Origin of the sequence: Pseudomonas knackmussii B13 (assembly GCF_000689415.1) — a bacterium.
Classification (GTDB): Bacteria; Pseudomonadota; Gammaproteobacteria; order Pseudomonadales; family Pseudomonadaceae; genus Pseudomonas; species Pseudomonas knackmussii.
Window position 1 is genome coordinate 6,090,671 of the sequence record NZ_HG322950.1, and the last position, 12,826, is coordinate 6,103,496.

A 12,826-nucleotide genomic window follows, 5' to 3' on the forward strand; every position below is an offset into this window, starting at 1 on the left:
CTTTCGCTGAAGCATGGACACGCCGTATGACCTTCCCAGTGCCAGCCCACCTCGCCGACGGCCAGGAACGCCCCGCCGGCCGCATTCGCCAGAAGAACGAGGAAACCATCCTCGCCGCCGCCGAAGAAGAATTCGCCCGCCACGGCTTCAAGGGCACCAGCATGAATGCCATCGCGCTGCGCGCCGACCTGCCCAAGGCCAACCTGCACTACTACTTCAGCAACAAGCTGGGGCTGTACACCGCGGTGCTCGCGAACATCCTCGAATTGTGGGACAGCACCTTCAACCACCTCACCGCCGACGACGACCCGGCCATCGCCCTGGCCGGCTACATCCGCGCCAAGATGGAATTCTCCCGGCGCTACCCGCAGGCCTCGCGGATCTTTGCCATGGAGATCATCAGCGGCGGCGAATGCCTGAGCAGCCACTTCAACCAGGACTATCGCAGCTGGTTCCGCGGCCGCGCCGCCGTGTTCGAGGCGTGGATCGCCGCCGGCAAGATGGACCCGGTGGACCCGGTGAACCTGATCTTCCTGCTCTGGGGCAGCACCCAGCACTACGCGGACTTCGCCACCCAGATCGCCTTCGTCACCGGACGCAAGCGCATGTCCAAGCAGGACTATGCCGACGCCGCCGACAACCTCATCCAGATCATCCTCAAGGGGTGCGGGCTGACGCCGCCGCCCAAGGCATGAGTTTCACCCTCGCCGCCCCGGCCAGCTACGCCGAGGACATCCGCAAGAGCCGCTTCACCTGCCTCGCCGCGCCGATTGCCAGCGAGGCCGAAGCGCAGGCCTTCCTCGCTGCCCACCGCGACGCCAGCGCCGGGCATAACTGCTGGGCCTGGAAGCTCGGCACGCAGTACCGCTTCAGCGACGACGGCGAGCCCGGCGGCACTGCCGGGCGGCCGATGCTCGCGGCCATCGAGGGCCAGGACATGGACCGCGTGGTGGTGCTGGTCAGCCGCTGGTTCGGCGGCATCAAGCTCGGCACCGGCGGCCTCGCCCGCGCCTACGGCGGCTGTGCGGCGAAATGCCTGCAGGATGCCGCGCGCATCGAACTGGTCGCCAGCACGCGCCTGGGCTTCGCCTGCGCCTTCGCCGAGCACGCCCTGCTCAAAGCCCGCGCGCTCGCCCTGGGCGCCTCCATCGAGGACGAAGCCTACGGCGCCGAGGGCGTGGAAGTCCGCCTAAGCCTCCCCAGTGCCCGCGTGGACGAGCTGCAACGCCTGCTCGGCGACCTCAGCCGCGGGCGCATCCAGGCTCAAGTCCTGGAAGACTGAATCGCCCCTCCGGTTATCCCCAACCGATTTCCCACAATTCCTGTGCAGCGACCTGTGGACAAACTGTCCACTCCCTTGCAGGGCCCACGAACTGCGGGCCCTGGCGCCTATTGAGCAAAATTTATGCAACCGTGAAAAAGGCTACTCACAGCTATCCCCGGTAGCGGTGGGGAAAAGTGTGGATAAGCTGTCCATCAACCCCGCTGAGGCACGCCTGGCGCGGCTTGGACGAGACTGTACGTTTTTTGCTCACAAAATCGCTAAAAGCCAGTAAAGACAAGGGCTTGAGCGAAGCCGAAAGAGACTGGCCCGGCGCTGGTGAAAAGCCTTTGGAAAGGCTCTGCGCAGGCTGTGAATAAGCTGGTTAAAAGTCTGCAGCGCAGTAGCCATGCGGGCTAGCCAAGATGAAAGGGCTGCATGAAGCGGCCTGCGCGCAGTTTTCCCCAGCCCGGGCGCGCATTCCCCACAGATAGCGTGGACAGTGTTGTGGATATCCTCTGGGGAACAGTCCCGGTGCCAGACCCATCGCAGCCTGGCGAAAACTGTTCGTTTTTTGAGCGAATCCCGCGAAATCAGTGGCTTGCAGGCGAGTATCCACAGATCGAGGCGGGCGCCAGAGGGGACGCGCAGGCCCTAATCCTCCTTCGCCAAGGGCAAGGCGCCTGTGGATAGTGAAACGGGTGTAGGCGGTGGGGATAACTGTGTAGGAGCGGCCCATGGCCGCGATTCGCGCGCATGGCGCGCTCCTACAGGGAAACTTCGGTGTGGGGCGCTTCGCGGATGAGATCCGCTCCTACAAGGCGGAGCGGCGCATGGCACGGACGGCAGCGGCCAACCCTGTAGGAGCGGCCCATGGCCGCGATTCGCGCGCATGGCGCGCTCCTACAGGGGGGCTTCGGTGCGAGGCTATCGCGGATGAGATCCGCTCCTACAGGCGGAACTGCCCCATCTGCCGCTGCAGGTCGTCGGCCAGGCTGCGCAGGGTCTGGCACTGTTCGCGGCCCTGGTGCACTTCGCCGGCGGTGGCGCGGGCGAGGTCGGCGATGCCCTGGACGTTGCGGTTGATCTCCTCGGTGACCGCCGACTGTTCCTCGGTGGCCGCGGCGACCTGGTGGTTGATGTCGCTGATGCGCTCCACCTGGTCGGCGATGGAGCCGAGGGACTCGCCGGCGCGGCGGCTGGCCTGCAGGCCCTCGCCGGTGGCCGCCTGGCCCGACTGCATGGAGCTGACGGCGAGGTCCGCGCCCTGCTTCAGGCGCTGGATCATGGCCTGGATCTCGTCGGTGGAGCCCTGGGTGCGCCCGGCCAGGGTACGTACCTCATCAGCCACCACGGCGAAGCCGCGACCCAGTTCACCGGCGCGCGCCGCCTCGATGGCGGCGTTGAGCGCCAGCAGGTTGGTCTGCTCGGAGATGCCACGGATCACCGCCAGCACCTGGTCGATGCCGGCAACCTGATCGGCGAGGTCGCCGACCACCCCTGCCGCGTGGCCGATCTCGTCGGACATGCGCTGGCTGTGCTGCAGCGAGCCGCCGACCACCTGGCGAGCCTCGCCGGCCTCGCTGCGCGCTTGCTGCGAAGCGCTGGCAGCCTGTTCGGCGTTGCGCGCGATTTCCTGCACGGTGCTGCCCATTTCGTTGACCGCAGTGGCCACCATGTCGGTCATGTCCTGCTGGCGGCCGGCGCGCTCGGCGGTGTTATCCACAACCCGGGCGACCTCGCCGACGCTGCGCTGCAGTTGCTGGCTGGTGGCGAGCACCGCGCTGATCAGCGCGCGCTGGCCTTCGAGGAAGCGGTTGAAGCCGCGCGCCAGGTCGCCCAGCTCGTCGGCACGGGAGTCGTCCAGGCGGCGGGTCAGGTCGCCACCGCCGGCGCCGATTTCCAGCAGCGCGGCGGTGACCTGGCGAATCGGTCGCGCCAGGCCGCGCGCCAGCAGTACCACCAGCAGCAGGCAGAGCGCCGCGACCGCCGCACCGGCCAGGCCGGAGAGGCGCAGCGCCGAATGCGCGTCGGCGTAGATTTCTGCTTGCGGCACCTCGCTGACCAGGGTCCAGCCCAGGTCGTGCAAAGGCAGGCTGGCGGCCAGGTAGTCCTCGCCGTCGCGCTCGAATTGCGCACTCTGGAAGTCGCGGTGGCCGAGCAGCGCGGACGCCGCCTCGCGACCCACCAGGTCGGCCAGCGCCTTGCCCTTGGCCTGTGCCGGGTCCGGATGGATCTGTACCTGGCCGTCGTTCTTCACCAGGTACACGCGGCCGGACTTGCCGAAACGGAAGTCGCGGATCAGCTGCGACAGCTCGTCGACATTCAGGCCCAGGCCGGCGATGCCCAGCAGCTTGCCGTCGCGCTCGATGCGGCGGTCGATGAACAGGGTCAGCTTGCCGCTGCCGACATCGGTGTCGATGTTCAGCACCTGCGCCTGGCCGCTCTCGATGAAGTGGAAGTACCAGGTGTCCTGCGGGTTGTCGCGGCTGAGCGTGCGCTCCTTGCCCTTGTCGCTGTAGTAGGCGCTGCTCGCCTGGCCGACCATCAGCGCGGCGAAGGCGTTCTGCGAGGTCCGCACGCCGCCCAGGTAGCGGACGAAGTCGGCCTGCCGCGCCGGGTCTTCGCCGGCGGCCAGCCAGTCCTGCGCCAGGCTGTTGCCGGCGATATCGGCGGCGGCGGTGAGCGGGCCGGTGAGCTGGCGCTCGAAGTCGTTGCGGATCGCCGCGATGCTCGCCGGCAACGCCTGGTCGAGCAGATAGCGTTCGCTCAGGCGGTTGACCAGCACGGCATAGAGGCCGAGCACGATGAGCAGGCTGATCAGCAGGGCGGCGCCCATGCTGAGGATGAGTTGGGTCTGGATGCTGCGAAGGCGCATGTTCTTGTTGTCCTCGTACGCGCGGCGAGTCCGTTCGCGAGTAGGGTCCTGGGCAGGGGGAATGGGGCTTGAGTGTTATCGGCAACAAGGCGACCAACTGTTGTCCGGTTGGTCAGCTTTTTCGACGAACGGCAGAGGAATTCGCCCAACCGCAGGGCGGATGACGTTCGACGTCATCCGCGAACGGTTGTACGTCCTACGTGTGCGCTGTCTCGCTGCAGAGGGCCTTCCATTCGACACCGCTGCGCGTTGCACGCATCGGCGCATCCTGGTGGTAACGGGCGACGACCTGGGCGGCGACGGCGATGGCCACTTCCAGCGGGCGCTTGCCGGGGATGCCGGGCAGGCCGATGGGGCAATGCATCGACTCGATCGCCCCTGTGGAAAAGCCGCGTTGCTCCAGGCGCAAGCGGAAGCGCTGGGCCTTGGTCTGCGAGCCGATCATGCCGAGGAAGCCGGCGTCGCCACGCTTGAGCACCGCTTCGGCGAGGGCGTAATCCAGCGGGTGGTTGTGGGTCATGATCAGGTAGTAACTGCCCGCCGCGGCTTTATCCACAGCCTCCAGCGGATCGTCGAGCAAGCTCGCGCGCACGCCTGTGGGTAACTCGGCGGGGAATTCGCCGGCCCGGCTGTCGACCCATTCCAGGCGCAATGGCAAACCGGCCAGCAACGGCGCCAGGGCACGGCCGACGTGCCCGGCGCCGAATAGCAGCACCTGCGGCCCGCGCACCGCGAAGCACTCGAACAACAGGCTGGCGCGGCCGCCGCAGCACTGGCCGAGGCGCGCGCCGAGGGGGAAATGTTCCAGGCTTTGCGCGTCCTTGCCGGCCAGCAGCAGCTGGCGCGCGTGCTCGGTGGCGGCCAGCTCCAGGTGGCCGCCACCGATGGTGTCGTAGCAGGTGTCGGCGGTGACCAGCATCTTGCAGCCGGACTCGCGCGGGGTGGAGCCCTGCACGCCGACCACCGTGACTAGCACGTAGGGCTCCGCGCCGTCGCGCAGGCGGGCGATGGCATCCATCCAGGTCGGGGTCATACCGGTTCCTCCACGGCGACGGTCTTGGGCTTATCCACAGCGCGCAGGGCCTCGCACGCCCAGAGCACCCGTTCCGGCGTCGCCGGGGTGTCGAGCGCCGGGCTCACGCGGTAGTCGGCCAGGCTGGCGATGGCGTCGCGCAGGGCCGACCACACCGAGATGGCGAGCATGAACGGCGGCTCGCCGACGGCCTTGGACAGGTACACGCTGTCTTCCTCGTTGGGGCGGTCGAACAGGGCCACGCGGAAGTCCTCGGGCACGTCGCTCGCCGCCGGGATCTTGTAGGTCGCAGGCCCGGTGGTGAGCAGGCGGCCCTTGGCATCCCATTTCAATTCCTCGGTGGTCAGCCAGCCCATGCCCTGGACGAAGCCGCCTTCGATCTGGCCGATGTCGATGGCCGGGTTCAGGCTGCGGCCGACGTCGTGGAGGATATCCACACGCAGCAGGCGATATTCACCGGTCAGCGTATCGACCTCCACCTCCGACACCGCCGCGCCGTAGGCGAAGTAGAAGAACGGGTGGCCCTGGCCGGTCTCGCGGTCGTAGTGGATTTTCGGCGTGCGGTAGAAGCCGGTGGCCGACAGCTGCACACGGGCGAAGTACGCCGCCTGCACCACTTCGGCGAAGTCCAGCGCCTTGCCGGCGACCCGCACCTGGCCGTGCTCGAAGCGCACTTCCTGGGGCGTCCCGCCCTCACGCGCGGCGAGGAACTCGGCGAGCCGCCTCTTGAGCGTACGCGCCGCGTCGCGAGCGGCCATGCCGTTCAGGTCAGTGCCGCTTGAGGCCGCGGTGGGCGAGGTGTTGGGGACCTTGTCGGTGCGCGTCGCGGTGATGCTCACGCGCGCCAGCGGCACCTGGAATTCCTCGGCGACTATCTGCGCCACCTTGGTGTTCAGGCCCTGGCCCATCTCGGTGCCGCCGTGGTTCAGCTGGATGCTGCCGTCGGTGTAGAGGTGGACGAGCGCCCCCGCCTGGTTCAGGTGCTGCGCAGTGAAGCTGATGCCGAACTTCACCGGGGTCAGCGCCAGGCCACGCTTGAGCACCGGGCTGGCGGCATTGAACTGGCCGATGGCGGCGCGCCGAACGCGGTAGTCGCTGCTCACCTCCAGGCGCTCGATCAGCTCGCCCAGCAGGTTGTGCTCGACGCGCTGGTGGTAGGGCGTGAGGTCGCGCCCGCTGCCGCCGTAGAGGTTGAGCTTGCGCACGTCGAGCGGGTCCTGGCCGACGGCGCGGGCGATGTCGTCCATGGCGCGCTCGATCAGCATCATCCCCTGCGGCCCGCCGAAACCGCGGAAAGCGGTGTGCGAAACGATGTTGGTGAAGCTGCGATAGCCGGCGATGCTCACCGCCGGGATGAAGTAGGCGTTGTCGGCGTGGAACATGGCGCGATCGACGATAGCGTCGGAGAGGTCCGGCGAGTGGCCGCAGTCGCCGACCACCTCAAGCTGCGCGGCAAGCAACCGGCCTTCGGCGTCGAAGCCGACCTGGTACTGGTTGTGGAACGGGTGGCGCTTGCCGGTCAGGCGCATGTCGTCGGCACGCGGCAGGCGCAGCTTCACCGCGCGCCCGGTCTGCCGCGCCAGCAGCGCGGCCAGGCAGGCCCAGGGCGCGGCCTGGGTTTCCTTGCCGCCGAAGCCGCCGCCCATGCGGCGCACTTCCACCGTGACCTTGGCCAGCGGAATCGCCAGCACCTCGGCCACCAGTTTCTGCACTTCGCTCGGGTGCTGGCTGGAGGTGAAAACGAACATGCCCCCGTCGTCGGTCGGCACAGCCATTGAGGCCTGGCCTTCGAGGTAGAAGTGCTCCTGACCGCCGACGAACTGGCCCGCGTGAAGCACATAAGGCGAGGCGGCCAGCGCATGCTCGGCATCGCCCCGGCGCATGAAATGCGGTGGGCGAACGAAGCGCTCCTCGGCCTTGGCCTGCAGCGGATCGAGCAGCGGCGTTTCCTCGGTGTATTCGACCTTTGCCAGGCGTGCAGCGCGACGGGCCTGCAGCTGGGTCTCGGCAGCCACGGCGAACAGCGCCTGGCCGTGGTGCTTCACGCGGTCGCCCGCCAGCAGCGGATCGCCAGGGAACACCGGACCGATGTCGGTGTGCCCGGGCACTTGGTCGAGGGTCAGCACCGCCACCACGCCGGGCGCGGCACGCACGGCATCGAGATCGAGGCTGTGGATGGCGCCGCAGGCGATCTCGCTCAGACCGACAGCGGCGTAGAGCAGGTCGCGCGGCTCCTTGATGTCGTCGACATAGCGCGCCGCGCCGCTGACGTGCAGTTCGGCGCTGTCGTGGGTCTTGGGTCGGCCGGCGCTGTGGATATCTTCCACGGCGCCGTTGCTGGCCAGGGGAGGCAGGCTACGCATGGCGCACCTCCGCGATGACGGGAGTCCATTCGAGTAATGCGCGCTGCAACAGGTTCTGCGCCACCTTCAGGCGATAGGCGGCGCTGGCGCGCAGGTCGTCGATGGGCTGGAAGTCCTCGGCCAGCGCGGCTTGCGCGGCAGCCACGGCAGCGGCGTCGAAGGGCCGACCGCACAATGCGGCTTCGGTTTTCCGCCCACGTAACGGTGTTGCCGCCATGCCGCCGCAGGCTAGGCGTACGTCGCGGACGCTGCCCTGCTCGTCGAGGTCCAGGCGCAAGGCCAGGCAGACGGCGGAGATGTCGTCGTCGCGGCGCTTGGAAATCTTGTCCACACGAAAAAGTTGTCCACCGCCCAGCCTGGGGATAACGATGGTTTCGATGTACTCGCCCGGCTGCAGCACGCTCTGCCGGTAGCCGGTGAAGAAGCCGTCGACGGGCACCTCACGCACTTCGCCGGCCCTCCGCAGGCGCAGGCGCGCGTCCAGCGCCAGCAGCACCGGCGGCATGTCGCCGATGGGTGAGGCGTTGGCGACGTTGCCGCCAAGCGTGCCGCGCTGGCGGATCTGCAGCGAGCCCAGGCGCTCCAGCAGCTCGGGCACGCCGGGGAAGGCATGCAGCGCATCCAGGCAGTCGGCGTAGGGACGCGCGGCGCCGATCAGCAGGTGGTCGGGGTGCTCCTCCAGGCGGCGCAGCTCGGCCACGCGCTCCAGGTGGATCAGTTGCGGGAAGCTCTTCAGCGCCTGGGTCGCCTCCAGCGCGAGGTCCGTCGCGCCTGCCACCAGGCGCGCCTGTGGATAATTCGTCAACAGGGCGTCGAGCGCGTCCAGCGAGGTCGGCAGGAAGGCGTGCTGCTCGTCGCAGTCGAGGCTGGCGTCGGCCGGCAAGGCGCGCAGGCGCTCGGCGATGGCCTGTTCGTTTGCGCTGAAGCGGTCGGCATCGGGTTCGGCGGCGATCTTTCCAGCTGCATCGAGGATCGGCCGGTAGCCGGTGCAGCGGCACAGGTTGCCCGACAGTGCCGTCAGCGCGCTCTCGCGGTCGTGGCTACAAGGCGCGTGGTGCCAGGCGAACAGCGACATGACGATGCCCGGCGTGCAGAAGCCGCACTGCGCGCCGTGGCAATCGACCATCGCCTGCTGCACCGGGTGCAGGCGCTCGGCTTCGGCGAGGCTCTCCACGGTCAGCAGCTGGCGGCCATGCACGGCGCCGATTGGCGTGATGCAGGCATTCACTGCGCGATAGCGCAGCCCTTCCCCCTCGGGTTCGGCGAGCACCACGGTGCAGGCGCCGCAGTCGCCGGAGGCGCAGCCCTCCTTGGTGCCGGTGCGCCCCAGTTGGGTGCGCAGGTAGTCGAGCAGGCTCGTTTCCGGTGCCAGACCATCGACCTGGCGCAGCTCTTCGTCGAGCAGGAATTGGATCATGCGAAACCTCGTCGGAACACGGCCAACGGCAGGTAGGAATATGCCGGGAAGGCCGTGCTAAAGCTGTCCATATGGTCAGGTAATGCACGAAATCTGCCAGTGGAAGAATCCTACAGACCTGAGTGAAAGCATAGGCTTGCGGCGCTCTTTGACCAGCTGGCCAGGAACTTGCTACGGCCCCGCCACTGGTGAATTCCCGACCGAGCCCTCCATGTCCACGACCGCCCCTCCCCGCCTGGAACTGCGCGCCATCAGCAAGCGCTATCCGGGCTGCCTGGCCAACGACCGCGTCGACCTCAGCATCCAGCCCGGCGAGATCCACGCCATGCTCGGCGAGAACGGCGCCGGCAAGAGCACCCTGATGAAGATCATCTACGGCGTGACCCGCCCGGACAGCGGCGAGCTGTTCTGGGATGGCCGCGCGGTGAGCGTGAAGGACCCGGCGCAAGCCCGCGCGCTGGGCATCGGCATGGTGTTCCAGCACTTCTCGCTGTTCGAGACGCTGACGGTGGCAGAGAACATCGCCCTAGCCCTGGGCGCGGCCGCCGGTACCCCGCGCCAGCTGGCGCCGCGCATCCGCGAGGTGTCGCAGCGCTATGGCATGCCGCTGGAGCCCGAGCGCCTGGTGCACGGGCTGTCCATCGGCGAGCGCCAGCGAGTGGAGATCGTCCGCTGCCTGATGCAGGACATCCGCCTGCTGATCCTCGACGAACCGACCTCGGTGCTCACCCCGCAGGAGGCCGAGGACCTTTTCGCCGTGCTGCGCCGGCTCGCCGCCGAGGGCTGCAGCATCCTGTTCATCAGCCACAAGCTGGCCGAGGTGCGCGCGCTCTGCGAACGGGCGACCGTGCTGCGCGGCGGGCGCGTCTCCGGCGATTGCGTGCCGGCGCAGTGCTCGGACCTGGAGCTGGCGCGGCTGATGGTCGGCGATGCCGAAGGGCTCGAGGCGCAGTACCCGAAAGCCCAAGGAGGCGAGGCGCTGCTGCAAGTGAGCGGGCTGCACCGGCGCAGCGCCGATCCCTTCGGCGTGTCCTTCGCCGGGCTCGACCTGGAGGTGCGCGCCGGCGAGATCGTCGGCATCGCCGGGGTCGCCGGCAACGGCCAGGACGAACTGCTCGCCCTGCTCAGCGGCGAACAACGCCTGCCGCGCGCCCAGGCCGAAGCCATCCGCATCGCCGGCGAAGCCATCGCCCATCTGCCACCGGATGCCCGCCGCGCGCGCGGCCAGGCCTTCGTCCCGGCCGAGCGCCTGGGCCACGGCGCAGTGCCGGAGATGAGCCTGGCCGACAACGCCCTGCTCACCGGCTTCCAGCACGGCCTGGTGCGTCACGGGCTGGTGCAGCGCGGCAAGGTGCGCGCTTTCGCCGACGCCATCATCCAGCGCTTCGGCGTGAAGACCCCGGACGCCCAGGCCGCCGCGCGCAGCCTCTCGGGCGGCAACCTGCAGAAGTTCATCCTCGGCCGCGAGATCCTCCAGCAGCCGCGCCTGCTCATCGCCGCGCACCCGACCTGGGGTGTCGATGTCGGCGCTGCAGCGGTTATCCACAGGGCGCTGATAGCCCTGCGCGATGCCGGCGCGGCCATCCTGGTGATCTCCGAGGACCTCGACGAGCTGTTCCAAATCAGCGACCGCATCGGCGCGCTCTGCTCCGGACGGCTGTCGCCGCTGGTGGAGACCGCCGCCACCGATCCCCTCGCCGTCGGCCGCTGGATGGCCGGGCAATTCGACGCCGCCGCCTGAGGAGCCCGTCATGCTGCTTTCCCTCGATCCGCGCGGCCAGCAATCGCGCCTGATGCTGCTGCTCTCGCCGCTGCTGGCCGGGCTGCTCACGCTGCTCTGCGGCGCGGCGCTGTTCGCCGCCCTCGGCCATCCGCCGCTGGCTACGCTGCACACCCTGCTGATCGAACCGGTGCAGGACTGGTACGGCGTCGGCGAACTGCTGGTGAAGGCCACGCCCATCCTGCTCTGCGCCCTGGGCCTGGCGCTGGCCTACCAGGCGCGCATCTGGAACATCGGCGCCGAAGGCCAACTGCTGGTCGGCGCCCTCGCCGGCAGCGCCATGGCGCTGCAACTGCTCGGCTGGGAAAGCCGCTGGGCGCTGGTCTGGACGCTGCTGGCCGGTATCGCCGGCGGCGCCGCCTGGGCCGCGCTGGTGGCCTGGCTGCGCACGCACTGCAACGCCAACGAGATCCTCACCAGCATCATGCTCAACTACATCGCCCTGAACCTGCTGCTGTTCTGCGTGCACGGGCCACTGAAGGACCCGCAGGGCTTCAACTTCCCGCAGTCGGCGCTGTTCGCCGATTCGGCGCGGCTGCCGACGCTGTTCGACGACAGCCGCATGCACCTGGGCGCCCTCTTCGCCCTGTTCGCCCTGGTCGCGGTCTGGGTGCTCGCGCAGCGCAGCTTCGTCGGCTTCCAGATCAAGGTGCTCGGCCTCGACCGCCGCGCCGCCGGTTTCGTCGGTTTTCGCGAGAAGCGCCTGGTGTGGCTGGCGTTGCTGCTTTCCGGCGCGCTGGCGGGGCTGGCGGGCGTCTGCGAAGTGACCGGGCCGATCGGCCAGCTGGTGCCGCAGGTGTCGCCTGGCTACGGCTATGCGGCCATCACCGTGGCCTTCCTCGGCCGCCTGAACCCCATCGGCATCCTCTTCGCCAGCCTGCTGATGGCGCTGCTGTACCTCGGCGGCGAGACGGCGCAGATGAGCCTGAACCTGCCCTTGGCGCTGACCGGGCTGTTCCAGGGAATGATGCTGTTCTTCCTGCTCGCCTGTGACGTGCTGATCCTGTACCGGCTGCGCTTCTCGGGCGGTTTTCGCCTGCAGGCCGCGCGCCGCAAGCTGAGCTTTTCGTAGGAGCGGACCTTGTCCGCGAAATCGCGGGCATGGCCCGCTCCTACAGGGATTGATCGGAGAATCACGATGGATATCGATCTGCTGGGCAACGTGCTCTTCGCCATGGTCCGCACCGGCACGCCGCTGCTGCTGGTGGCGCTGGGCGAGCTGGTCTGCGAGAAGTCCGGGGTGCTCAACCTCGGCCAGGAAGGAATGATGCTGTTCGGCGCGGTGATCGGCTTCATGGTCGCCTTCAGCACCGGCAGCCTGTGGCTCGGCGTGCTCTTCGCGATCCTCGCCGGGATGCTCCTGGCCAGCCTGTTCGCCGCCGTGGCCCTGGGCCTGAACGCCAACCAGGTTGCCTGCGGGCTGGCGCTGACCATCTTCGGCGTCGGCTTGTCGTCGTTCGTTGGCGCGGCCTGGGTCGGCAAGCCGCTGCAGGGCTTCGCGCCCCTGGCTCTTCCCTGGCTGGCGCAGCTGCCGGTGCTCGGCAAGATGCTGTTCGCCCAGGACGCGCTGGTCTACCTGAGCTTCGCGCTCTTCGCCGGGGTTGCCTGGCTGCTGCTGAAAAGCCGCGCCGGGCTGGTCATCCAGGCAGTCGGCGAGAACCCCGACGCAGCCGCCGCCATGGGCCTGCCGGTACTGCGCGTGCGCCTGCTGGCGGTGCTCTTCGGCGGCGCCATGGCCGGGCTGGCCGGCGCCTACCTGTCGCTGGCCTACACGCCGATGTGGGCGGAGAACATGAGCGCCGGGCGCGGCTGGATCGCCCTCGCCCTGGTGGTGTTCGCCAGCTGGCGGGTGCTGCGCGTGCTGCTCGGGGCCTGGCTGTTCGGCCTGGCGAGCATCCTCCACCTGGTGGCCCAGGGCGTCGGCCTGAGCATTCCGGCCAACCTGCTGGCGATGCTGCCGTACGTGGCGACCATAGTCGTGCTGGTGCTGCTGTCTCGTGACGGCCTGCGCACCCGCCTGTTCGCCCCGGTGTCCCTTGGCCAGCCGTGGAAGGCCGGGCACTGAACGGCCCTGTCATGCGGCGGTCGCATGCA

General features: G+C 68.7%; 9 protein-coding genes and 1 pseudogene. 5 read left to right on the forward strand and 5 right to left on the reverse strand.

Going from position 1 to position 12,826, the window contains the following annotated elements; all coding sequences use genetic code 11:
• The first annotated feature begins 26 nt into the window (after positions 1-26).
• The gene (locus PKB_RS28345; protein ID WP_043256637.1) at positions 27-695 is read left to right on the forward strand and encodes a TetR/AcrR family transcriptional regulator; all 669 of its coding nucleotides are present in this window, start codon (positions 27-29) and stop codon (positions 693-695) included.
• Positions 692-1,282: an IMPACT family protein gene (locus PKB_RS28350; protein WP_043256639.1), complete on the forward strand. Its 591-nt coding sequence runs from the start codon at positions 692-694 to the stop codon at positions 1,280-1,282. Before PKB_RS28345 ends, PKB_RS28350 begins: the two co-directional genes overlap by 4 nt.
• 928 nt (positions 1,283-2,210) lie before the next feature.
• Here the strand turns inward: PKB_RS28350 and PKB_RS30665 are convergent.
• The 5 genes and pseudogenes from PKB_RS30665 to xdhA form a co-directional block, all read right to left on the reverse strand.
• Positions 2,211-2,948 carry a methyl-accepting chemotaxis protein gene (locus PKB_RS30665; RefSeq protein WP_422613542.1) on the reverse strand — a complete coding sequence of 246 codons (738 nt, stop codon included), beginning with the start codon at positions 2,946-2,948 and terminating at the stop codon, positions 2,211-2,213.
• 129 nt (positions 2,949-3,077) lie between these two features.
• A pseudogene (locus PKB_RS30670) lies at positions 3,078-4,139 on the reverse strand (HAMP domain-containing protein); the annotation flags it as partial.
• Positions 4,140-4,335: 196 nt separating this feature from the next.
• Complete coding sequence (xdhC, locus tag PKB_RS28360; RefSeq protein ID WP_043256642.1) at positions 4,336-5,172, reverse strand: xanthine dehydrogenase accessory protein XdhC; 837 nt, start codon at positions 5,170-5,172, stop codon at positions 4,336-4,338.
• Positions 5,169-7,535, reverse strand: coding sequence for a xanthine dehydrogenase molybdopterin binding subunit (xdhB, locus tag PKB_RS28365; protein WP_043256643.1), 2,367 nt, complete (start codon positions 7,533-7,535; stop codon positions 5,169-5,171). Before xdhB ends, xdhC begins: the two co-directional genes overlap by 4 nt.
• A complete protein-coding gene (gene xdhA / locus PKB_RS28370; RefSeq protein ID WP_043256644.1) occupies positions 7,528-8,952 on the reverse strand; it encodes a xanthine dehydrogenase small subunit in 1,425 nt (474 codons plus the stop codon). Before xdhA ends, xdhB begins: the two co-directional genes overlap by 8 nt.
• A 211-nt stretch (positions 8,953-9,163) precedes the next feature.
• On the opposite strand from xdhA, the gene PKB_RS28375 reads away from it, so the two are divergent.
• The 3 genes from PKB_RS28375 to PKB_RS28385 all read left to right on the forward strand — a co-directional run bounded on the left by PKB_RS28375 (position 9,164) and on the right by PKB_RS28385 (position 12,797).
• Complete coding sequence (locus tag PKB_RS28375; RefSeq protein ID WP_043256647.1) at positions 9,164-10,693, forward strand: ABC transporter ATP-binding protein; 1,530 nt, start codon at positions 9,164-9,166, stop codon at positions 10,691-10,693.
• A gap of 10 nt (positions 10,694-10,703) precedes the next feature.
• On the forward strand, positions 10,704-11,804 hold the full coding sequence (locus tag PKB_RS28380) for an ABC transporter permease (RefSeq protein ID WP_043256650.1): 1,101 nt from the start codon (positions 10,704-10,706) through the stop codon (positions 11,802-11,804).
• A gap of 66 nt (positions 11,805-11,870) precedes the next feature.
• Entirely contained in the window at positions 11,871-12,797 is a 927-nt protein-coding gene (locus PKB_RS28385) for an ABC transporter permease (protein WP_043256652.1), read from the forward strand.
• Positions 12,798-12,826: the final 29 nt, after the last annotated feature.